Origin of the sequence: Streptomyces sp. A2-16 (genome assembly GCF_018128905.1) — a bacterium.
GTDB lineage: Bacteria > Actinomycetota > Actinomycetes > Streptomycetales > Streptomycetaceae > Streptomyces.
In genome coordinates this window covers 1,485,680-1,507,285 of the sequence record NZ_CP063808.1, presented here as the reverse complement: position 1 = coordinate 1,507,285, position 21,606 = coordinate 1,485,680, and the positions used below count along the sequence as shown (strand labels likewise).

General features: G+C 70.5%; 23 protein-coding genes and 2 tRNA genes. 12 read left to right on the top strand and 13 right to left on the bottom strand.

The features are described 5' to 3' along the window. Positions 1-294: 294 nt before the first annotated feature. Together IOD14_RS07010 and IOD14_RS07005 are read right to left on the bottom strand one after the other, a co-directional pair. A complete protein-coding gene (locus tag IOD14_RS07010; protein ID WP_212669887.1) occupies positions 295-1,185 on the bottom strand; it encodes a hypothetical protein in 891 nt (296 codons plus the stop codon). Further along, positions 1,182-1,556: a hypothetical protein gene (locus IOD14_RS07005; protein ID WP_123991556.1), complete on the bottom strand. Its 375-nt coding sequence runs from the start codon at positions 1,554-1,556 to the stop codon at positions 1,182-1,184. Before IOD14_RS07005 ends, IOD14_RS07010 begins: the two co-directional genes overlap by 4 nt. Before the next feature lie 154 nt (positions 1,557-1,710). On the opposite strand from IOD14_RS07005, the gene IOD14_RS07000 reads away from it, so the two are divergent. Next, positions 1,711-2,076 (top strand): hypothetical protein, encoded by a 366-nt coding sequence (locus IOD14_RS07000; RefSeq protein WP_123991555.1) that lies wholly within the window; start codon positions 1,711-1,713, stop codon positions 2,074-2,076. Between the two features lie 46 nt (positions 2,077-2,122). Here the strand turns inward: IOD14_RS07000 and rsrA are convergent, their stop codons facing one another. From rsrA to IOD14_RS06980, 4 genes are all read right to left on the bottom strand, one after another. Next, positions 2,123-2,434, bottom strand: a complete 312-nt coding sequence (gene rsrA / locus IOD14_RS06995) for a mycothiol system anti-sigma-R factor (RefSeq protein WP_123991554.1) — start codon at positions 2,432-2,434, stop codon at positions 2,123-2,125. Continuing rightward, positions 2,431-3,114: an RNA polymerase sigma factor SigR gene (gene sigR / locus IOD14_RS06990; RefSeq protein WP_007384596.1), complete on the bottom strand. Its 684-nt coding sequence runs from the start codon at positions 3,112-3,114 to the stop codon at positions 2,431-2,433. The genes rsrA and sigR overlap by 4 nt, the downstream gene beginning before the upstream one ends. A 257-nt stretch (positions 3,115-3,371) precedes the next feature. Continuing rightward, positions 3,372-4,001 (bottom strand): alpha/beta family hydrolase, encoded by a 630-nt coding sequence (locus IOD14_RS06985; RefSeq protein WP_123991552.1) that lies wholly within the window; start codon positions 3,999-4,001, stop codon positions 3,372-3,374. Between the two features lie 9 nt (positions 4,002-4,010). Beyond that, positions 4,011-4,826, bottom strand: a complete 816-nt coding sequence (locus tag IOD14_RS06980) for an SOS response-associated peptidase (protein ID WP_123991551.1) — start codon at positions 4,824-4,826, stop codon at positions 4,011-4,013. A 50-nt stretch (positions 4,827-4,876) separates the two neighbouring features. Between IOD14_RS06980 and IOD14_RS06975 the strand changes: the two genes are divergently transcribed. The 4 genes from IOD14_RS06975 (at position 4,877) to IOD14_RS06960 (ending at position 8,435) form a co-directional block, all read left to right on the top strand. Further along, positions 4,877-5,590, top strand: a complete 714-nt coding sequence (locus IOD14_RS06975; RefSeq protein WP_212669886.1) for a M50 family metallopeptidase — start codon at positions 4,877-4,879, stop codon at positions 5,588-5,590. Positions 5,591-5,686: 96 nt separating this feature from the next. Next, positions 5,687-7,012 carry a 3-phosphoshikimate 1-carboxyvinyltransferase gene (gene aroA, locus IOD14_RS06970; RefSeq protein WP_212669885.1) on the top strand — a complete coding sequence of 442 codons (1,326 nt, stop codon included), beginning with the start codon at positions 5,687-5,689 and terminating at the stop codon, positions 7,010-7,012. Between the two features lie 12 nt (positions 7,013-7,024). Continuing rightward, positions 7,025-8,035, top strand: coding sequence for a ribosome small subunit-dependent GTPase A (rsgA, locus tag IOD14_RS06965; RefSeq protein ID WP_123991548.1), 1,011 nt, complete (start codon positions 7,025-7,027; stop codon positions 8,033-8,035). Between the two features lie 76 nt (positions 8,036-8,111). Further along, positions 8,112-8,435, top strand: coding sequence for a multidrug efflux SMR transporter (locus tag IOD14_RS06960; RefSeq protein ID WP_030320555.1), 324 nt, complete (start codon positions 8,112-8,114; stop codon positions 8,433-8,435). A 33-nt stretch (positions 8,436-8,468) separates the two neighbouring features. Here the strand turns inward: IOD14_RS06960 and IOD14_RS06955 are convergent, their stop codons facing one another. Next, positions 8,469-9,077 (bottom strand): TetR/AcrR family transcriptional regulator, encoded by a 609-nt coding sequence (locus IOD14_RS06955; RefSeq protein WP_123991547.1) that lies wholly within the window; start codon positions 9,075-9,077, stop codon positions 8,469-8,471. 233 nt (positions 9,078-9,310) lie between these two features. Here IOD14_RS06955 and hisN point away from each other — a divergent pair, with 233 nt between their 5' ends. The 6 genes from hisN to IOD14_RS06925 all read left to right on the top strand — a co-directional run bounded on the left by hisN (position 9,311) and on the right by IOD14_RS06925 (position 14,062). Next, a complete protein-coding gene (gene hisN / locus IOD14_RS06950) occupies positions 9,311-10,111 on the top strand; it encodes a histidinol-phosphatase (protein ID WP_123991546.1) in 801 nt (266 codons plus the stop codon). Between the two features lie 150 nt (positions 10,112-10,261). After that, complete coding sequence (locus IOD14_RS06945; protein ID WP_212669884.1) at positions 10,262-10,660, top strand: CBS domain-containing protein; 399 nt, start codon at positions 10,262-10,264, stop codon at positions 10,658-10,660. Positions 10,661-10,740: 80 nt separating this feature from the next. Next, positions 10,741-11,157: a Fur family transcriptional regulator gene (locus tag IOD14_RS06940; protein ID WP_123991544.1), complete on the top strand. Its 417-nt coding sequence runs from the start codon at positions 10,741-10,743 to the stop codon at positions 11,155-11,157. A gap of 138 nt (positions 11,158-11,295) precedes the next feature. Further along, positions 11,296-12,063, top strand: a complete 768-nt coding sequence (locus IOD14_RS06935; RefSeq protein WP_123991543.1) for an ABC transporter ATP-binding protein — start codon at positions 11,296-11,298, stop codon at positions 12,061-12,063. Continuing rightward, positions 12,060-12,920: an ABC transporter permease gene (locus tag IOD14_RS06930; protein ID WP_123991542.1), complete on the top strand. Its 861-nt coding sequence runs from the start codon at positions 12,060-12,062 to the stop codon at positions 12,918-12,920. Before IOD14_RS06935 ends, IOD14_RS06930 begins: the two co-directional genes overlap by 4 nt. After that, positions 12,917-14,062: an ABC transporter substrate-binding protein gene (locus IOD14_RS06925; protein ID WP_212669883.1), complete on the top strand. Its 1,146-nt coding sequence runs from the start codon at positions 12,917-12,919 to the stop codon at positions 14,060-14,062. The genes IOD14_RS06930 and IOD14_RS06925 overlap by 4 nt, the downstream gene beginning before the upstream one ends. A 49-nt stretch (positions 14,063-14,111) precedes the next feature. On the opposite strand, the gene IOD14_RS06920 is transcribed toward IOD14_RS06925, so the two are convergent. The 4 genes from IOD14_RS06920 to IOD14_RS06905 form a co-directional block, all read right to left on the bottom strand. Then, positions 14,112-14,185, bottom strand: a tRNA-Met gene (locus IOD14_RS06920). A 100-nt stretch (positions 14,186-14,285) separates the two neighbouring features. Beyond that, on the bottom strand, positions 14,286-16,121 hold the full coding sequence (locus tag IOD14_RS06915) for a tetratricopeptide repeat protein (RefSeq protein WP_212669882.1): 1,836 nt from the start codon (positions 16,119-16,121) through the stop codon (positions 14,286-14,288). A 205-nt stretch (positions 16,122-16,326) separates the two neighbouring features. Next, positions 16,327-16,400: transfer RNA gene (locus tag IOD14_RS06910), tRNA-Met, on the bottom strand. A 55-nt stretch (positions 16,401-16,455) separates the two neighbouring features. Then, a complete protein-coding gene (locus tag IOD14_RS06905) occupies positions 16,456-19,422 on the bottom strand; it encodes a UPF0182 family protein (RefSeq protein WP_249126252.1) in 2,967 nt (988 codons plus the stop codon). 164 nt (positions 19,423-19,586) lie between these two features. On the opposite strand from IOD14_RS06905, the gene IOD14_RS06900 reads away from it, so the two are divergent. Continuing rightward, positions 19,587-20,129 carry a PPA1309 family protein gene (locus tag IOD14_RS06900; RefSeq protein WP_174269233.1) on the top strand — a complete coding sequence of 181 codons (543 nt, stop codon included), beginning with the start codon at positions 19,587-19,589 and terminating at the stop codon, positions 20,127-20,129. Between the two features lie 9 nt (positions 20,130-20,138). On the opposite strand, the gene IOD14_RS06895 is transcribed toward IOD14_RS06900, so the two are convergent. Together IOD14_RS06895 and IOD14_RS06890 are read right to left on the bottom strand one after the other, a co-directional pair. Next, positions 20,139-21,233, bottom strand: coding sequence for a PDZ domain-containing protein (locus tag IOD14_RS06895; RefSeq protein ID WP_123991537.1), 1,095 nt, complete (start codon positions 21,231-21,233; stop codon positions 20,139-20,141). Between the two features lie 71 nt (positions 21,234-21,304). Next, positions 21,305-21,469 carry a hypothetical protein gene (locus IOD14_RS06890; RefSeq protein WP_174269232.1) on the bottom strand — a complete coding sequence of 55 codons (165 nt, stop codon included), beginning with the start codon at positions 21,467-21,469 and terminating at the stop codon, positions 21,305-21,307. Between the last annotated feature and the right edge of the window lie 137 nt (positions 21,470-21,606).

Here is a 21,606-nt window from a genome sequence, read left to right as displayed (position 1 = left end):
AGGAGTCCGGGCGGCCGGTCGGGGTGGTGCGGGCGCCGGGGGATGCGGAGCCCGGGGACTTCGGTAACTGCGGGGCCTGCTCGGTTCCGGGCGCCTGCTCGGCTTTCGGCGTCTTCTTGGCTCTCGGCGCCTGCTCGGCTTTCGGCGTGTTCTTGGCTCTCGGCGCCTGCTCGGCTCTCGGCGCCTTCGCTGTCCTCGACGTCTTCGCGGTTCTCGCGGTCGTCCTGGCAGCCTTCGGCGTCTTCGGCGTCTTCGGGTGACGTGCGGACCTGCCTGGCTCCTCGGCCTCAGGACTCATCCGCCATCCCTCTCTTCGCGCTCGCCGCGATGCCGTGCGGAAGAGCCGGCGCCCGGTCTGCGTCTCGGCAGGGGGCCGCCGGCCGGGGCCGGCCCGGTGGCGGGGCTCCCCGGCAGCACGCGGGGCGCGGTGCTCGGCCGGTCGGCGGTGGTGGTTCTGGTCTCCCACCGGATCAGGCCCAGCGACTCCAGACGGTTCAGGTCCAGCATGACCGCGTACAGGCCGCGCCCGAGGGCGAAGGCGAGGTCCCGGGGAGTGCGGCGTCCGTTGACCTGGCCGAGCAGTTCCCGGTACCGCGGCGAGAGCCGGGTACCGGGCCGCCGGTCTCCGGGCGCCGCGATCCCGGGGTCGTCCTGGCCGGGCTCACCCGGACCACGGTCCGCCGCCGGCTCCGGCCGCAGCCGTGCCAGCTCCCCCGGCGTCGCCCCCGCCCGGCCCAGCAGTGCCGTCCGTCGCGTGACCTCCTCGGTCAGTGCGCGGGGCTCCACACCGGGCCGCGCGAGCAACGTCGGTTCGCGGTCGGCCGTCTCCCAGCTGCCCGCCGGTCCGAGGGCCATCGCGAAGGCGCCGTCGAAGACCGCGGCGGTACAGACGATTTCCAGTTCCGCGGCGCCGATCAGTCCGGCGGACACCAGATGGGCGCCCACCCGGTCCGCGTCGGGTTCCGTCGCGCACGCGGTGAGCCACGCCTGGTCGTCGACGCGACCCGTGGTGAGCAGGGCCGAGGTGGCCGTCGGCGCGCCGGGTGTCTCGATCGCGCCGACCAGGCCGCCGCGCAGGTGGATCGTTCCGCCGGGGGTCCCGGAGACCCGGACCGTGCCGGTGAACCCCTGCTCCCGCAGCGTCTGGAGGAGCGCGGGCACGTTGCGGGCGGTGGGCGCGCTCACCCCAGGACCTCGGTGACGCGGTCGCCGAGACTGCGCAGGGCGAGCGCCACGTTGGCCCGGTCGCGATCCAGTCCCGCCGCGAGCAGCAGGGGGTCACCGGCGGGCCGTACGACGGAGAACAGCATCTGGTGGCGGCGCCGGCTGGTGAGCACCACGCTCTCCAGCTCGCCCTCCGCCCCGGCCTCGCCGAGCCGCTGGGCGACGAGGGCCGCGAACTCGCTGCTCTCGGCACCGCCCGCGGCCTCGGTGGCGTCTCCAGCGGTGCCGTAGACCAGTCCCGTCACCGCGTCGACGAGGGCGACACCGATGACACCGGGGGCGTCGAGCAAGCGTTCAAGGGAGGTCTGGAGCGCCGTCGCGTTTTCCCCCATTGGCCCTCCACGGTCCGAGACCACGCACTACTTTGAACGGCAAGTTCCGTCACACACGCCAGATTTGACGTCATGTGACTCACAAGGCGCTTGTTTTGGATCGTAGTTGTCCGAGCGTCGACCGGTCAGCAGCACGGAAGAATTGAGGTATCCCGTGAACATCGAGACCGCGCTCAAGGAAGCCATGAGTCTGGACGGCGCGATCGGCGCCGCCGTAGTGGACTATGACAGCGGTATGTCGCTCGGCTCGCTCGGCGGCGGGCAGGGCCTCGACCTGGAACTCGCGGCGGCGGGCAACACCGAGGTGGTGCGGGCCAAGATGCGCACCCTGGCCTCGCTCGACATGGACGACGTGATCGAGGACATCCTGATCACGCTCGGAAAGCAGTACCACCTGATCCGGCCGCTGACGAGCAGCCAGGGCTCGCTGTTCTTCTACGTCGCCCTGGACCGGACCCGCAGCAACCTGGCGCTGGCCCGGCACGGCCTCAGGCGGATCGAGAACGGCCTGGAGATCTGATCCCGCGGCACTCCGCGGGACCCGACGGCACGGCGGCCGGTGGCGCTCAGGACTCCTGCGGCGTCACCGGCGAGGCGGTCACGTCGTGCTCCGGCACGGCCTGTCCGGAGCGGATCAGGTCGAGCCGCCCCAGGACCTTGGCGCGCAGGTCGGTCGGCACGTCGTCCTGACCGCAGCACCGCTTGACGAGCTTCTTCACGGCCTCTTCGAGCCCGTACTTCTCCAGGCACGGCGAGCACTCCGTGAAGTGCTGCTTGAACTTGGCGCGATCGACGTCCGGCATCTCACTGTCGAGGAACTCGTAGAGATGATCGAGGACCTCACTGCAGTCCGTCTCGTGCGGCTCTCCGCAGCTCATGAGCCCGAGCCTTTCGCTTCGTTCGACTCTCCGGCACCGGCCGGGACGAGCCCGCGCTCACGGGCGTAGTCCTCGAGCATGCCGCGCAGTTGACGGCGGCCGCGGTGCAGGCGGGACATCACCGTACCGATGGGTGTCCCCATGATGTCCGCGATCTCCTTGTACGCAAAGCCCTCTACGTCAGCGAGGTAGACGGCGATGCGGAATTCTTCGGGGATCGCCTGGAGCGCTTCCTTCACGTCCGAGTCGGGCAGGTGGTCGAGCGCCTGCGACTCGGCGGAGCGCAGGCCGGTCGACATGTGCGACTCGGCGCGGGCGAGCTGCCAGTCCTCGATCTCCTCGGCCGCGGAGCGCTGGGGTTCGCGCTGCTTCTTGCGGTACGAGTTGATGAACGTGTTGGTGAGGATCCGGTACAGCCACGCCTTGAGGTTGGTCCCCTCACGGAACTGGTGGAAGGACGCGTACGCCTTGGCGTACGTCTCCTGCACCAGGTCTTCGGCATCGGCCGGATTGCGTGTCATACGCAGAGCGGCCGAGTACATCTGGTCGAGGAATTCGAGCGCGTCCCGCTCGAAGCGCGCGGTGCGCTCCGCAGTCGACTCCGTGCTCGCGCCCTGGCCCTCGGGCTGCTCCGCCTGGCCGTTGTCGGTCCCTGCGTCGATCCCAGTGACCGGACCCACCTCCTCAAGATTCCGGGCAGCATCGAAACCGGTGCCACCGGAATTGGAGGATAGACGACTACCCGTCCCGGCCGCCCCTCGAATCGGGGTGGTCTTAGCCGCATGCAGCACCGTCCAGTCCAGGTCAGCACGGCTGCTGCGGCTCGGGCAGAAGGTCGAACCCATGCGGCGGTCTTCCTCTCCTACGACGGTCTGCGCTGTTGTTCAGCGCTTCTGTCCGCCTCAACAGAGGTCCGCGGCTCAACATTCCCGGGGCTTCACCCCAGTGACCCGACCCACTTCGCGACCGCGTCGGTGATGACCGTCACGGCTTCCTCCTGGGTGATCGGCGCCCGCTTCGGCACGGCGAAGCCGTGGTCGCCGCAGGGCACCTCGACCAGTTCGAAGGGCCCGTCGGGGAACTCCTGCGGCTTCCCGAACGGGTCGTTGCCGCCCTGTACGACCAGGGTGGGCACCCCGGATCCGAGCAGCTCGTCGGCGCGCGACCTCTCCGGCCTGCCCGGCGGGTGCAGCGGGAAGCTCAGGGCGAGGACGGCGGCGGCGCCCAGCTCCACGGCCGTACGGCAGGCGACCCGGGCCCCGGCGCTGCGCCCGCCGGAGACCACCGGGAGGCCGGGCCTCACGAGAGCGGGCCACAGCCCCCGCCATCCCACGTCCAGCGTCTTCGGGGCGGGCGCGAGCTTCTTGCCGGCCACCCGCCAGGGCTGCTCCACCAGGGCCACGCTCACCCCGAGGCCGGGAAGCACGCGGGCGAGCGCCTGGAGGTCGCGTGCCTCGATGCCGCCTCCGGCGCCGTGGCTCACGGCGAGCACGAGCCGTGCCCGCTTCGCCGGGTGCCAGGTGATGCGGGCGTCCCCGGCCTCGGTGCTGATGATCTCGGTCTTCACACCTGAAGGCTAGAAGAGCGTGCCCTCCTCCGGCCCCTCCAGCTCCTTCAGCAGCTCCGGCCCGTTGTTGCGGACGTTGCTGACGGCCGTGCTCACCGGATAGGCCCGCATGAGCCCCTCGGGCGGCGGCGCGAGCAGGGAGCGCAGGTCGTCGAGGTCGGTGCGGGACGGGTCGAGCCAGGTGTCCCAGCGGTCCGGGGTCAGCATCAGCGGCATCCGGGGGTGGATGTCGGTGAGGGAGCGCGGTCCGTCGGCCGGGGAGACGGCCAGCGGACCGGTCTCCGCCTCGGTGGTGATCACGGAGCAGGTCGCCCACCAGGCCTGCGGATGGTCGTCGGGCAGGGTCCTGTCGCGCCAGAACTCGTACAGCCCGGCCATCGCGAACACCGAACCGTCGGCGGGCAGCACGAAGTAGGGCTGCTTGCGCGGCCGCTTCTTCTTCCCCTCGACCTCCAGCTCCCGTTCGCCGACGCCGGTGACCCACTCGTAGTAGCCGTCGGCCGGGATGATGCAGCGGCGGGTGGCGAAGGCCCTCTTGTACGACGGCTTCTCGTGCACGGTCTCCGCGCGCGCGTTGATCATCCGGGCCGCGCCCTCGGGGGTCTTCGACCAGCTCGGGACCAGGCCCCACCGCAGTTTCCGCAACTGCCGAACCGGCCGCGGGTCCTCGGCGTCCCTGAGAGGGCGGTCGAGGACGGCGTAGACCTCCTTGGTCGGGGCCACGTTGTAGTCGGGTGCCAGAGTCTCCTCTGCTTCCCACTTCTCGATCTCAAAGATTCCTGCGAGATCCTCGGGCCCACGACTGGCTGCATACCGTCCGCACATACGTGCCACACTGCCAGACTCCGTACGACGAGAGGGAGCCACCGGGAAACATGGACACCAGCACAGCTACCTCTCTGTGGGACGAGCTCACCGGAACCCAGCCCGACCCCGATCTGTGGGTGGTGCTGGCCACCATGGTGGCGGCGCTGGCCATCGTGGTCCCGCATCCGCTGTGGCGTCTGTCGCGCAACGCGATCACCATCGCCCACGAGGGCGGTCACGGCCTGGTCGCCCTGTGCACGGGCCGTCAGCTCACCGGCATCCGGCTGCACTCGGACACCAGCGGCCTCACGGTCAGCCGGGGCAAGCCGCACGGACTCGGCATGATCCTCACCGCGGCGGCCGGCTACACCGCTCCCCCGCTGCTCGGCCTGGGCGGTGCCGCGCTGCTGGCCACCGGCCGCATCACCCTGCTGCTGTGGGCGGCGACGGCCCTGCTGATAGCGATGCTGGTGATGATCCGCAACGCCTACGGGGCGCTGACGATCGTGGTCACCGGTGGCACCTTCGTGGTGGTGTCCTGGCTCACCGGCCCCCAGGTGCAGGCGGCGTTCGCGTACGCGGTGGTGTGGTTCCTGCTCCTCGGCGGAGTACGTCCCGCTTTCGAGTTGCAGGCGAAGCGGGCCAGGGGCGGCGCGGGCGACTCGGACGCGGACCAGCTGTCGAGGCTGACGCACGTACCGGCGGGGCTGTGGCTGTTCCTGTTCCACGCGGTGTCGCTGTGTTCACTCATCGGTGGAGGTCGGTGGCTGCTGGAGGTATGACGCGCCCCGGAGGGCAGGCGTGAGGGGTGCGGGGAACTGCGCGACCAGCCACAACGGCGCAGCACCCAACGCACAACCCCCTACTAAAGTGAACCCATGGCTTCGAACCCCTCAGACACCGCCCTCTGGCCCGCCCCCCAAGCAAGCGGAGCCGTCGACGCGACGGTCCATGTCCCGGGGTCGAAGTCGGTCACCAACCGCGCTCTCGTACTGGCGGCCCTGGCCAGCGAGCCCGGCTGGCTGCGCCGCCCCCTCCGCTCCCGCGACACCCTCCTCATGGCCGCGGCCCTGCGCGAGATGGGCGTGGCCATCGAGGAGGGGGTCGGCCCCGACGGCACCGGCGAGACCTGGCGCGTCCTGCCCGCCGGCCTGCGGGGCCCCGCCACCGTGGACGTCGGCAACGCCGGTACCGTCATGCGCTTCCTGCCCCCCGTCGCCGCCCTCGCCGACGGGCCCGTCCGCTTCGACGGCGACCCGAGGTCGTACGAACGCCCCCTGCACGGTGTGATCGACGCCCTGCGCGTCCTCGGTGCCCGTATCGACGACGACGGTCGCGGCGCGCTGCCGCTCACGGTGCACGGCGGCGGAGCCCTGGACGGCGGTCCGGTCGAGATCGACGCGTCCTCGTCCTCGCAGTTCGTGAGCGCGCTCCTGCTGTCCGCCCCGCGTTTCAACCAGGGCGTCGAGGTCCGCCACATCGGCGGCTCGCTCCCCTCCCTGCCGCACATCCGGATGACCGTGGACATGCTGCGCGCGGTCGGTGCCCAGGTGGACACCCCGGAGTCGGGCGGCGAGCCGAACGTCTGGCGGGTCACTCCGGGCGCCCTGCTGGGCCGGGACCTCACCATCGAGCCCGATCTCTCCAACGCCCAGCCGTTCCTGGCGGCGGCCCTGGTGACCGGCGGCAAGGTCGTCGTCCCCGACTGGCCGGCCCGCACCACCCAGCCCGGTGACCGGCTGCGGGAGATCTTCACCGAGATGGGTGGTTCCTGCGAACTCACCGAGTACGGCCTGGTGTTCACCGGTTCGGGTGCGATCCACGGCATCGATGTCGACCTCGGCGAGGTCGGCGAACTGACCCCGGGCATCGCCGCCGTCGCGGCCCTCGCGGACTCCCCCTCCACCCTGCGCGGGGTGGCCCATCTGCGCCTGCACGAGACGGACCGACTGGCCGCGCTCACCAAGGAGATCAACGAACTCGGCGGTGACGTCACCGAGACGGCCGACGGCCTGCACATCCGCCCGCGCCCGCTGCACGGCGGGATCTTCCACACCTACGAGGACCACCGCATGGCCACGGCCGGAGCGATCATCGGCCTCGCGGTCGAGGGCGTACGGATCGAGAACGTCGCGACGACGGCGAAGACCCTGCCGGACTTCCCGGACATGTGGAGCGGGATGCTCGGGAGCGAGAAGGCGTAGGGGATTCACGCCATGCGCCGCTACGGCAAGCACACCGACGAGGACGACATCCGCAGCCGCCCGAACCGCAAGGGGAACCGGCCGCGCACGAACATCCGCCCCAAGCACGAGGAAGCGGTCGAGGGCATGGTCCTCACCGTCGACCGGGGCCGTCTGACCTGTCTGGTCGACGGCAGGGTCGTCATGGCGATGAAGGCCCGCGAACTGGGCCGCAAGGCCGCGGTCGTCGGAGACCGGGTGGCCATCGTCGGCGACCTCTCCGGCGAGAAGGACACCCTGGCCCGCATCGTCCGCATCGCGCCGCGCACCTCGGTCCTGCGGCGCACGGCGGACGACGACGACCCGTACGAGCGCGTGGTCGTCGCCAACGCCGACCAGCTCGCCATCGTGACCGCTCTGGCCGACCCGGAACCCCGCCCCCGTCTGATCGACCGCTGCCTGGTGGCCGCCTTCGACGGCGGCCTGACCCCCCTCCTGGTCCTGACCAAGTCGGACCTCGCCCAGCCCGACAAGCTGCTGGAGCTGTACGGCCACCTGGACATCCCGTACGTCGTGACCAGCCGCGAGGAGTTGGAGAGCGGCGGCGCGGCGGACGTGGTGCGCGAGCACCTCGACGGCAAGATCACGGCCTTCGTGGGTCACTCGGGCGTGGGCAAGACGACCCTGGTCAACACGCTGGTCCCGGAGGAGCAGCGGCGGGTGACGGGTCATGTGAACGCCGTGACGGGCCGCGGCCGCCACACCACGACCTCGGCGCTGGCACTGCCACTGGCCGGCGACGCGGGCTGGGTGATCGACACGCCGGGCGTACGGTCGTTCGGCCTCCACCACGTGGACCCCTCGCGGGTGATCCTCGCCTTCCCCGACCTGGTGCCGGGGACCGAGGGCTGTCCGCGGGCGTGCAGCCATGACGAACCGGACTGTGCGCTGGACGAATGGGTGGCGGAGGGGCACGCGGATCCGGCCCGGTTGTACTCCCTGCGGCGACTGCTCTCGACGCGGGAACGGACGGAGGGCGACTGACCTCCGGGTTGTTTGGCTGCACCCGAGTTCGGTAAGTGCATAATCGCACCCAGCCGGACATACGGGAGGACAGCACATGGCGTGGCTGCTGGTGGTCGTGGCCGGGTTGCTGGAAACCGGTTTCGCCGTGTGTCTGAAGCTCTCCCACGGTTTCACCCGACTGTGGCCGACGATCGCGTTCTGCATCTTCGCGCTCGGAAGCTTCGGCCTGCTGACCCTGTCCCTGAAGAAGCTCGACGTCGGCCCCGCCTACGCCGTCTGGACCGGCATCGGCGCGGCGGGAACCGCGATCTACGGAATGATCTTCCTCGACGACCTCGTGTCGACGCTGAAGATCGTCTCGATCAGCCTGGTGATCATCGGCGTGATCGGACTCCAGCTGTCGGGCTCGCAGCACTAGGACCTGACCCGCCGCACGGGCCCCGGGCACGGTTCACACGGGCTGGCGGTGCAGCGCGCTGCGGACCAGGTCCGCGACCCCGCCCTCGCCCGGCGGTGCCGCCACACAGGACAGGGCGAGCCGGACGGCCAGTTCGCAGGAGCGGGCGAGTTCGGGGACGTCCGCCTTGTGCACCCCGGGCCCGGAGAGGACGGACACGGCACGGTCGCGCACCAGCGCCACGAAGTCACCGGGCGAGGGCAGCGGCCCGTCGGCCCGGCGCTGGGCCGGCACCGCGGAGGAGGACGGCACCGCGGAGAGCGTCGGCGAGGGCAGCCGCTCGCTCCAGCAGCCCGTGAGCATGGCCCGCACGAGCGCGTTCTCCCGGGCGGTGGCGGTGGTCCACTCGGCGGTCGCGGTCAGCCGGTCCCGGGCGTCGCCGTGCACGGTGAGCGCCCGGTCGACGCCGACGAGATACCCGTCGGCCTCTCGTCTCACCAGCGCGCGGGCCAGCCCTTCCTTGCTGCCGAACTCGTTGTACAGCGTCTGTCGGGACACTCCGGCCGTCGCCGCGACATCGACCATCCTCACGGCGGACCACGGCCGACGCGCCAACGCCGCGTAAGCGGCATCCAGCAGCGATTCCCGCGCAGCAGGCATCATCGCCTCCCTGGGAGCAAGCAGCTCTGCGCCCAGATTTGACGCGTGCGCAGGCACTGTCAAGGGTTCGCGGCGGCATGCGGGGGCGCGGGAAGCCGGTGGGCGCCTCGACCGCGGCCGCGCCCGCGGCACGGGCGGGTCGGTACCGGCACCCCATGGAGCGTCCACTCTCCGTGAGACGTCCACACTCCGGCCCCTATGGCACCGTACCGACCTCGGCGGATACCGTTCGCCACATGCCGGACTACCTCGACGACCTCCGCCTCGCCCACGTCCTCGCCGACGCGGCCGACGCGACCACCATGGACCGCTTCAAGGCGCTGGACCTCAAGGTCGAGACCAAACCCGACATGACCCCCGTCAGCGAGGCCGACAAGGCGGCGGAGGAGCTCATCCGCAACCACCTCAAGCGCGCCCGCCCGAGGGACGCCATCCTCGGCGAGGAGTACGGCATCGAGGGCACCGGGCCCCGCCGCTGGGTCATCGACCCCATCGACGGCACCAAGAACTACGTGCGGGGCGTTCCCGTCTGGGCCACCCTGATCTCCCTGATGGAGGCGGCGGAGGGCGGCTACCAGCCCGTCGTCGGCGTGGTCTCCGCCCCGGCCCTCGGCCGCCGCTGGTGGGCCGCGAAGGGACACGGCGCCTTCAGCGGCCGCAGCCTCTCCTCCGCCTCCCGCCTCCACGTCTCCCAGGTCGGCAAGCTCTCGGACGCCTCCTTCGCGTACTCCTCGCTCACCGGCTGGGAGGACCAGGGCCGCCTGGGCGGCTTCCTGGACCTGACCCGCGAGGTGTGGCGCACGCGCGCGTACGGCGACTTCTGGCCGTACATGATGGTCGCCGAGGGCTCGATCGACATCTGCGCGGAACCGGAGCTGTCCCTGTGGGACATGGCCGCCAACGCGATCGTCGTCACCGAGGCGGGCGGCACCTTCACCGGTCTCGACGGCCGCCCCGGCCCGCACAGCGGCAACGCCGCCGCCTCCAACGGCCTGCTCCACGACGAGTTCCTGGGCTATCTCAACGAGCGCTACTAGGAATCACAGATGAGCGCGCACGCCCTCAATCGGCTACGCGCGCCCTCTTGTTGACCCTCGCTTTACCTGCGACTCTGAGGACACCCTCAATTTGTGAACTTGTGAACCGATGAACAACCACATCGGTTCCCAGGAGGTGACTGCGAAACCATGCTCGTCCGCGACGCAATGAGCACGGTGGTCCTCACCATCGGCCCCGCCCACACTCTCCGCCAGGCCGCCGCACTGATGTCCGCCCGCCGGGTGGGCGCGGCCGTGGTCCTCGATCCCGACGGCACCGGCATCGGCATTCTGACCGAGCGCGACATCCTCAACTCCGTGGGGCTGGGACAGAGCCCGGACGCGGAGTACGCCCACGCCCACACCACCACCGACGTCGTCTTCGCCACTCCGACCTGGACCCTGGAGGAGGCCGCGCAGGCGATGGCCCACGGCGGCTTCCGGCACCTGATCGTGCTGGACCGCGGCGAGCCCACGGGCATCGTCTCGGTCCGCGACATCATCCGCTGCTGGGCGCCCGCACGACAGCGCGTACCGGCCCGCTCCTGATCTGGACTTAATCCAAGTCCAGCACCCATCCAAACTCACACCCATTCGGATTCTGGTCCCCAGCTGTTAGGCTGGGACGTATGAGCGACCTTTTGGAACGACTGCGCGGCCGCGGATGGCGGATGACCGCGCAGCGGCGCGTCGTGGCCGAGGTCCTCGACGGCGAACACGTCCACCTGACGGCCGACGAGGTCCACGCACGCGCCGTGGCCAAGCTGCCCGAGATCTCCCGGGCGACCGTCTACAACACGCTGGGCGAGCTGGTCTCCCTCGGCGAGGTGCTCGAGGTCGCCACCGACAAGCGCGCCAAGCGGTACGACCCGAACGCCCACCGGCCGCACCACCACCTGGTCTGCGCCCGGTGCGGCGCCATCCGGGACGTGCACCCCACGGGCAACCCGATGGCCGACCTGCCCGACTCGGAGCGTTTCGGCTTCACCGTCTCGGACGTCGAGGTGACGTACCGGGGCGTCTGCCCGACCTGCGCGGCGGCGTAACGGCTTCACCAAAGTCCGGAGCCCCGGCCTCCCTCGTGGAGACCGGGGCTTCGTGCTGCCCGCGGGGTTCCTGAATCTGACGGACCGTCATATCGTCGTGCGGCCCCCTCTCCGTACCGAACTCCGCGAGGAGCAACCGTGGGAGATCCGCACCCCAAACTCCACGCCACCGCGCTGACCCGCACCTTCGGCCGCCCGCCACGCCCCGTGCACGCCCTCGGACCGCTCGACCTCAGCGTCGCCCCCGGCGAGTTCGTCTGCCTGGTGGGCCCCTCCGGCTGCGGCAAGTCGACACTGCTGCGCATCGCAGCGGGCCTGCTCCGCCCGAGTACCGGCACCCTGGAGATCCGTACACACGCGCAGCGCCCCGCCGCCATGATCTTCCAGGACTACGGCATCTACGACTGGAAGTCCGTCCGCGCCAACGTCCGCTTCGGCCTGGACATCCAGCGCGTCCCGCGCCGCGAGGCGAACGCGCGGGCCGACGAGTGGCTGGCCCGGACGGGCCTCACGGACTTCGCCGACGCCTACCCGGCGACCCTCTCCGGCGGAATGCGCCAGCGCGTGGCGATCGCGCGCGCCCTCGCCGTGGAACCCGAACTCCTGCTGATGGACGAGCCGTTCGCCGCCCTCGACGCCCAGTTGCGCACGATCCTCCAGGACGAGCTGCTGGAGATCACGCAGAGCCTGCGCACCACCACCCTGTTCATCACCCACAGCCTGGAGGAGGCGATCGTCCTCGGCGACCGCGTCCTGGTGATGTCCGCCCGCCCGGGCCGCCTGATCGCCGAGCACCGCCCGCCGTTCCCCCGCCCGCGCACGGGCGACATCCGCTCGACGCCCGAGTTCACGTCCCTGAGGAGCGCACTGTGGGACCTGCTGCGCAAGGAGGCGATACCGGCATGACGACCGTGGCTCCCGAGAAGGTCTCCGTCCTCGTGCGCCGCCCGGGCCCGGAAGAGCTGCACCCGGTACGCACCCACCGCCGCAGACGAGCCCTGGAACTGACCCTGGCGACAGCGGTCCCCCTGCTCTTGGTCCTCCTGTGGCAACTGGCCGCCGGCCAGGCCTGGCTGGACGACCGCGTCTACCCCGCCCCCTCCACGATCCTGGCCGACGGCTGGGACCGCGCGGCGGCCGGCGACCTGTGGCCGGACGTGTGGGCGACCACGCAACGCGTCCTGGCGGGCTACGCGATCGGCACGGCGACGGGCTACGCCCTGGGCCTCCTGATGGGCTCGCTGTCCCTGGTGAGGGCAGCCCTCGAACCGCTGCTGGACGCCCTGTACGTCGTCCCGAAACTGGCCCTGCTCCCCGTCTTCCTGAACATGTTCGGCCTGGGCGAGGGCCCGCAGATCGCCCTGGTGGCGGCGACGGTCTTCTTCTTCGTGTGGATCCAGACGATGTCGGCGGTGGTCTCCATCCCCTCCGGCCACCGCGACGCGGGCCAGGTCTTCGGCGCCTCCCCGTGGCAGATGTTCCGCCACGTCCTCCTCCCGGCCTCCCTCCCCTCGGTCCTGGTCGGCGCCAGGATCGCGGCGGGCGTGGCGGTCCTGGTGATCGTCGCCTCGGAACAGATCGCCGCGACGAACGGCCTGGGCCACCTGATCTTCGACTCACGCGCGCTGTTCCAGAACGACGTGATGTTCGTCGGCATCGTCTGCGTGGCCGTCCTGGGAGTCCTCTTCTCCGAACTGGTCCGCGTCGTGGGCCGCTTGCTCACCCCATGGGCACCCCGGGACCGCGGAAGGGGCCAGTCGTGAGAACACGGTTCTACGGCGCCCTCCTGACCGCAGCCGTCCTGCTGACGTCACCGGCCTGCACGGCGTCACACGATGCGCCGAGCCCGGAGTCGAAGGCGGGCCGGGGCGGGACGCGGACCGTCCGCCCGGTGGCGGGCTGCGGCGCGAACTCCTGGACGGACCCCGCCGACCTCTCCCCGACCCGCACCCCGGCCCGCTGCCGGCCCGGAACCCCCGCCCCCGCCCCGCTTCCCGAGCCCCGCAGGATCACGATCGCGACGGGCACACTGAGCGCGGAGTACGTGGCACCGCTCCAAGTGGCACTGGACAAGGGCGAGTTCAAGAAGGAGGGGCTGGACGTCACCCTGAAGGTGCTGCCGACCCCCGACTCGCTCCCCCTCCTCGCCAAGGGCGACATCGACGCGCTGTGGGCGGCCCCCGAGGCGGCGGTCATGAACGGCGTCCGGGGCGGCTTCGACATCCGCTGGGTCGCCGCGAACTTCTCGCCCGACCCGCAGTCGAAGAGCGGCCTGTGGGTTCGGCTGAAGGACGGCGAGACGGGCGACCGGGTGACGATGGCCGGCCGCAGGATGGGCACGATGATCGGCAAGGGCTCGGTGATCGCGTACCCCATGGAGAAGGCCCTCGGCCGGCACGGCGGCGGCCTCGACGAGATCCGGTACCAGCAGCTCGGCTCGGCCGACGTCCTCACGGCCCTCCAGAACGGCGGGGTCGACTCGGCCTGGCTCCTGGACCCGGTCTGGCGCAGGGTCGACGGCAGGCCCGGCTACGCCTTCCTCGGCGGGCAGCCGCTCGGCGAGCCCCTGGGCGGGATGCTATACGGCCCGGGACTGCTGGGCGAGGACGCGGACGCGGGAGTCGCCCTGCTGCGCGCCTACATCCGCACGGTGAACACGTACTTCGCGGCCGACTACAAGTCGGATGCGGCCTTCGTCACCTACCTGGCGAAACTCCTGAGGACCGACGAGGCGATCCTCCGGTCCACTCCGTCCCTGCGCATGGACTGGGAGATCAGGTCGGGCACCACCGACCGTCTGCAGGCGGCGTACCGGGCGCAGGGCGTGGCGGAGGGCGAGCCGCTGCCGGAGTCGAGGACGGTGGACCGCGCCCTCTACGCGGAAGCGGTGGGCCACCGACCGTGAAAAACACCGAGGGCCGGAACCCTTTCGGATTCCGGCCCTCGGCCTTCAGTAGCGGGGACAGGATTTGAACCTGCGACCTCTGGGTTATGAGCCCAGCGAGCTACCGAGCTGCTCCACCCCGCGTCGATGAACGCAACGTTACGTGAAGGACGAGCTCAGAGGCAAATCGTTTAACTGGACCCACCCGCCGCCCGGCACCCCGACGGGACGAACGGAGCGGGCACTAGGCGGAGAGTTCCTCCCGCAGCGCGTCCCGCAGCCGCGCAGCCCTCTCCGAGACCTCGGCGGGCCCCAGGGCCACCGCCCGGTCGGCCCACCGCTGTCCCTCCGCCAGCTCACCCCGACGCGCGTAGACCAGGGCCAGCCGCAACGCCGCCCGCCCGTGCCCCGCGTCGGCCGCCCTGGCCCACCACACGGCGGCCTCCGGCTCACTCCCCTCGCGGGCGAGCAGCAGCCCCAGATTGAAGGCGCCGTTCCGGGACCCGGCCTCGGCCGCCTCCCGGTACCACCGGGCCGCCTCCACCACGTCACCCCGGGCGGCGGCGAGCATGCCGACGCGCACCTGCGCCCGCCGGTGCCCCTGGGAAGCCGCCCGCTCGTACCACTCCTCGCACTCGCTCTTCTCCGTGTCCACCGGCTCCCCGAGCGTGTGCGCGGGCACCGGCGGCCGCCGGGCGTCCAGCACGGTCGCCAGCCGGTACGCGGCCTCCGCGCTGCCGCCTCCCGCCGCGCACCGCAGGTGCCGCTCGGCCCCGGGCTCGTCCCCCTCCCGCAGCCGGGCCATGCCGACCTGGAGCGCCGCCTCGGTGTGCCCGGCGGCGGCGGCCCGCTCGTACCAGCGCAGCGCGACGGTCTCCTCGCCCCGCCCGGCGAACAGGATGCCGAGGTTGAACGCGGCGTCCACGCTGCCGGCCTCCGCGGCCTTGGAGAACCACGGCTCCGCCCCGGCCGTGTCCCCGCCCTGGAGCAGCAGAATGGCGAGCGCGTTCGCCGCCTCCCGGTGCCCCGCGTACGCGGCCCGCCGGTACCAGTGCTCGGCCTGCGCGGTCCGCCCCTGTTCGGCGCAGAGCAGCCCGAGGTTGTACGCGCCGTTGTCGTCACCTGCGTCCATCGCGGCCCGGTACCAGCGCTCGGCGGTCTGCGGCTCGCCGCGCTCGGCGTGCAGGGCGCCCAGCGCGTTGGCCGCGTTGCCGTCCCCGTCCTGGGCGGCGCGCAGCCACCACACGGCGGCGCTCTCGGTGTCGCCCGCGTCCCGCAGCAGGAACCCGAGGGCGCAGGCGGCCCGCGCCTCCCCGTCCTTGGCGGAGGTCAGATACCAGCGCCCGGCCTCCTTGAGCGCACCGCGCCGCTCCAGGATCGCGCCGAGGTGCAGCGCTGCCCGCCGGTGCCCACGCGCGGCGGCCTGGCGGTACCACTGCTCGGCCTCGGCCCCGGCGCCCTGCTCCTCCCCTATGTCGCCCTCGGGCACCAGGCGGCGGTCGAGCGCGCGGGCCAGCCGGTAGGCCGCCTCGCGGTGTCCCCGCTCGGCGGCGATCCGCATCCACTGCTCGGCCCCCGCGTCCCCGCGGTGCTCCAGCAGGTCGGCGAGCGCGTAGGCGCCCAGCGCGTGTCCCTGCTCGGCGGACTGGCGCAGCCAGTACTCGGCGGCGGGTTCGTCGCCCCGCTCACGGTGGTGGCGGCCCAGCGCGTGCGCGGCCGCGGCGGATCCGGCGACGGCGGCGATCCGCCACCAGCCGGCGGCGTCGTCGGGGTATCCGCGCTGGTGCAGCAGGACTCCGAGGTTGTTGGCGGCGGCCCGGTCGCCTGCGGCGGTGGCGGCACGCAGATGGGGCTCGGCTCCGTCGAGGTCGCCGCGGCGCAGCAGGAGGGCGCCGAGGACGCTCATCGCCTCGACGTCACCGGTCTCCGCGGCCAGGAGCAGACGTGCCTCCTCGGCAGCCTCCCCGGTCTCGTCCCGGTCCATGGGCTGCGACAAGTCGCCCGTCGACTCCGAAAAATCGGCAGGCTGCACAAAACGCCCTGTCTCCAACAGAGTTGCCTTGTCCCCCATAACGTCCATCGTCGCACCACCTGCAACCTGGGTACACCTGGTATACCGCAGCCAGTGAGGTCACTTCAGCGTTTTGTCGACATGCCCACAGAGAGACAAGTCAAACACAGTCCCCCCAACTCCCGGAGGCGGCACGGCCACCCTGAGACCGGTACATGCGTTCGCACATCACGAAGGCCCGGATCCTCAAGAGGATCCGGGCCTTCGCTTGCAGTAGCGGGGACAGGATTTGAACCTGCGACCTCTGGGTTATGAGCCCAGCGAGCTACCGAGCTGCTCCACCCCGCGCCGTTGTGTCGCAACCGTATCACGGCGCGGGGGTGGGCATTTGACCAGCGGCAGGTCAGCCGCTGGGACTGCTGCTCGGCGTGGCGCCGGGACTGCCGCTGGGACTGCTCCTGGGACTCGGACTGCTGCTGGGCTTGGCGCTGCTGCCACCGCTCTTGTCCGCCGCGGCCTGCGCGTCCTCGGCCCGCTTGAGCGCGTCCTCAAGATCCGCCTGGGCCCGGCCGTACGCCTCCCAGTCGCCCTTCTTCAAGGCTTCCTGGCCGGCGTCGAACGCCTTCTGGGCGTCGTCCAGCGCCTGTTGGACCGTCGGGTTGCTGGAGGTCGGCGGCGGCTTGGTGGTGGTCCCGCCGTCGTCGTCCGGTGGCTCGGTGGTCGAACCGTCCGCTCCGAACACCTTGTTCAGGGCTTGGTCGAGGGTGTCCTCGAAGGCGGTGTTGCCTCCGTAGGTCACCAACACCTTCCGCAGCAGCGGGTACTTCAGTCCACCACCGCGTACGTAGACCGGCTCCACGTAGAGCAGTCCTCCGTCGAGCGGCACCGTCAGGAGATTGCCGTACTCCACATTGGAGTCGCCTCTGTTGAGGAGGCTGATGGTCTCGGCGATGTCCTGTTCGGAGTTGAACTGGCTCTGCACCTGTTTGGGCCCGTTGACCGTGGTGTTGGTCGGCAGTTTCAGGATTCTGATCTTGCCGTAGTCGCTGGTGCCCGCCTCGGCGTCGACCGACATGAACGCGCTGAGGTTGTCCCGGCCGTTGGGCGTGAACGTCGTCGTGAGCGAGAACGCCTGTGCCGACTGGTCGGGCATCTTCATGCTCAGGTAGTACGGCGGCACCGCGTCGCCCGACTTGTTGGTCGGGTCGTCCGGCACCTGCCACACCTCGCTGCCGCTGAGGAAGGTGTCCGCGTCCTCGACGTGGTAACGCGCCAGCAGCTCACGCTGGACCTTGAACAGGTCCTGCGGGTACCGCAGATGCGCCATGAGGTCGGTGGAGATGTCCTTCTTCGCCTCCACCGTGCCCGGGAACGCCTTCATCCAGGTCTTGAGGACCGGGTCCTTGGTGTCCCACTGGTAGAGCTTGACCTCGCCGGTGTACGCGTCGACGGTCGCCTTCACCGAGTTGCGGATGTAGTTGACCTGGTTCTGCTGGGCCACCACCGCCCGCTGGTTGTTCGTCGCGGTCAGCGAGTCGGCCGTGGTGTCACCGAGAGTCGTGCGCGAGGAGTACGGGTAGCCGTTGGTCGTCGTGTACGCGTCGACGATCCACTGGATCTTGCCGTTCACCACCGCCGGATAGGCGTCGCCGTCGATGGTCAGCCAGGGGGCGACCGCCTCGACGCGCTGCTTGGGCGTGCGGTTGTACAGGATCCGCGAGCCCTCACCGATCGCTCCGGAGTAGAGGATCTGCGGCTCGCTGAAGGCCACGGCGTAGGCGGCCCGGTTGACCGGGTTGGAGAGGTTGACCCCGCTCTTGGCCTCGTAGCTGTAGGTCTTCTCGCCCGAGTCGTCGGAGTAGTCGATCTCCTTCTGGGGACCGCCGACGATCGAGTAGGTGGTGGTCTTCTCGCCGTAGTAGACGCGCTGCTGGTACGTCCCGAGGTCGCCCTGGGAGGGCAGGTTGGACTCGGTGAAGACCGGGCGGCCCTCGGCGTCGGCCTCGGTGCCCTTCGCGGCGACCACGCCGTAGCCGTGGGTGTAGCGGAAGTGGTCGTTGATCCAGTTGTTCTTCGGGATGCCCGCGAGGTTCAGCTCGCGCAGCCCGATGACCGTGTCTTGGTCCTTGCCGTCCTTGCTGTAACGGTCGACGTCCAGGTTGGTCGGGAACGCGTAGTAGTTCCGCATCTGCTGGAGCTGCTGGAACGTCGGCGAGACGACGTTGGGGTCCACGACCCGGATGCTCGCCGTGGCGTCGACGTCGTCGCGCAGCTTGGTCTTGTCCGTGGTGGTGGGCTTGCCGTCGTACTCCTTCACGGAGGCGTCGTCGATGCCGTACGCCTCACGCGTCGCCTTGAGGTTCTTCTCGACGTACGGCGCTTCCTTGGCCTGCTCGTTCGGCTGGACCTGGAACTTCTGGACGATCGCGGGGTAGAGCCCGCCGATGAGGATCGCCGAGAGCACCATCAGGCCGAAGCCGATCACGGGCAGCTGCCAGGTGCGCCGCCACAGGGTGGCGAAGAACAGCAGCGCGCAGATCACGGCGATGCAGAACAGGATCGTCTTGGCCGGCAGATAGGCGTTCGCGTCGACGTACCTCAGGCCGGTCCAGCTGTCGGTCGCCTTGAAGTCGCTGGACTTCACCGCGAGGCCGTACCGGTCGAGCCAGTACGCGACCGCCTTCAGAGCGACGAAGACACCGAGCAGCACCGAGAGGTGGCCGGTGGCCGCGGCGGTGGCCCGCGCGCCCGGCGAGGTGATCCGCAGGCCGCCGTACAGGTAGTGGGTCAGCGCGGCGGCGATCACCGAGAGGATCGCGGCGGCGAAGCCGAAGCCGAGCAGGAACCGGTACCAGGGCAGGTCGAAGGTGTAGAAGGAGATGTCGAGGTGGAACTGGGGGTCCTTCTGGCCGAAGGACACGCCGTTGACCCACATCAGCCAGGTCCGCCACTGGCTGGACGCCGAGGCGCCCGCGATCAGGCCCACCAGGGAGACGATCCCGAGCAGCAGCCACCTCTTGTACGGCGCGATGCCCATCCGGTAGCGGTCGAGGTTCTGCTGCTCCATCGACATGGCGCTCAGCGGCGGGCGCAGCCGGTGGGCCAGCCAGATGTTGAAGCCGACCGCGAGGGCCATCAGCAGGCCGAAGACGAAGAACAGCCCGATCTTGGTCCACAGGGTGGTGGTGAACACCGACGAGTAGTTCACCGAGCGGTACCAGAGCCAGTCCGTCCAGAAGCCCGCGAACATGGTGAACGCCATGCCGAGGACGGCAAGGACGCCCAGCGTCATGAGCAGGGTCCTGGCACGCCGGGACGGGCGGCCCACTCTCATCCGCGGCCCTGTCGGGCCTCCGCCGCGGTCCGGCATCTGGAAAGCCAAGGTGCGCACCTCGAAGTTCGCTGTCGATCCGTCAGGCCCTCGTGTTCGTGAGCCCCTCCGTGGCCCCCGTGATCGCGGGCCCACACCTATGCAACTTACTCACCGTTTACTCGGTTCCCGATTCCGGTCACGAACGAGGCAGGATTGTGACCATGTCCAACACTCCCATGGCGGCGAGCCCGCTCACCCGGGCCGTACTCGAGATCGACGAGTACGCCTCCGGCCTCGGCTGGGACCAGCCCGCTCGCCTCTTCGCCCTCGTAGACACCGCCCGGCTGCGAGCCCAGGAACCCGCTCTCGCGAGCCAGCTCGGTCTGGAGGAAGCGCAGGAGTCCTCGGGTCTGACCCCCATCGAGCAGGAGGAGATTCCCGCGGGCAAGCCCCTCGACGAGTTCCTCGGCACCATCGCCTGGCCCGACGCGGTCGTCGGCTGTGCGCTCACCGTGGAGCGGCTGATGCTGCCGCCGTCCGCCGAGGCGTCCGTCCCGCAGGGGCTCGGCGAGGCCAAGCTCGCGAAGTGGGTCGCCGAGCACCCGGACCGCCAGGAGGTCCGCATGACGGTCGCGGTCCTGCGCAACGGCACCCGCGACTCGGCCCTGCGGCTGCGCGAGAAGGACTCCCCCACGGAGGTCCTCACGGGCGGTGACCTGGTGCCGGGCCTGGCGGAGGCGCTGTCGGCGACGTTCGAGGAGTAGCCCTGGGGGCTATCCCTTGGTGCACTTCGGCAGGTCGGACGTCTTGCCCTCGCGGATGTCCTTGAGCGCGCCGAGGGCGTCCTCGATGGTGTTCACCTTGACCAGGGTGAGCCCGCTCGGGGTGTCCTCGGCGGCGGCCGCGCAGTTGTCGGCGGGCGTCAGGAAGTACTGGGCGCCCTTGTCGCGCGCGCCGACGGTCTTCATCTCGATACCGCCGATCGGGCCGACCTTGCCGTCGTCGTCGATCGTCCCGGTGCCGGCGACGAACGTGCCTCCGGTCAGGCTGCCCGGGGTGAGCTTGTCGTAGATGCCGAGCGCGAACATCAGCCCGGCGCTCGGGCCGCCGACGTCGGCGAGCTTGATGTCGATGGTGAACGGGAAGGTGTGGTCCGTCCCGGCGGCGATCCCGACGATGGCACGCTTCGCGCCCTCGTCGTCGGACGCCTTGGTCGTGATGGTGATCTTCTCGGTCTTCGTGGCCGTCCTGTGCGCCTTCTCGGCGGCGGCCTGCTCCTTCGCGGGCACGATCGTGAACACGACGTCCTCGCCCGGCTTGTGCTTCGTCACCAGCTTCGCGACGTCGTCCGGCGCCTTGACCGCCGTACCGTCGACGGCCTTGATCACGTCACCGGCGTGCAGTCGGCCCTCGGCCGGGGAGTCCTTGACGACCGTCGAGACGATCACCCAGGACTGCACCGGGACCTTCAGCTCCTTCAGGGCGGCGACCTTGGCGCTCTCCTGGGACTGGCTGAACTCCTCGGCGTTCTCCTGGGTCGACTGCTCCTCGGTCTTGCCGTCCGGGTAGAGCGTGTCGTGCGGGACGACCTTGTTGTCGTGCGCGAGCCAGCCGTAGACGGCCTCGACGAGGTTCATCTTGTAGTCGGCGCTGGTCACCCGGACGGTGGTCATGTTCAGGTGGCCGCTCGTCGGATACGTCTTGCGTCCTGAGATCTGCAGCACCGGCTCGCCGCCGTGGTCCCCGAGGGTGTTCACCGTGGGGCCCGGTGACATCTCGGCATAGGGCACATTGATGAAGACTCCCGCGCACAGGAGCGCGATCAGCATCAGGGTGGAGGCGAGCATCGTCGCGGTGCGGCGTGGCATGGCACGACAGTACGGGACGTGTCTGTCAGACCATCGTCAGGGCGCCGCTGTCCCGTGGGCGGCGACTGCTCTCAGGTGCCGGAGTGCGACTTCTCCATCGCGGCGCGGAAGCGGGCGTACCCGTCGAGCTCGGGACCGTCGCTGCGGATCTTGCGGGTGCGGTTGGCCCAACTGCCCCACAGGCCGGCGGCGACCGCGGCCACGAACGGAATCAACAACCAGACGAGCGCCCCCATGCCGACCTCCCGACCCCACACTGAGCCACCGCAGAAAACTGACTGATCAGCAGATTAACCATCCGCACTGACAACGCTCACGCCAGGGGTGCGGTTACGCAACCGGAGAGGTGAAGGAAGGGTTCAGCAGGTGCCGA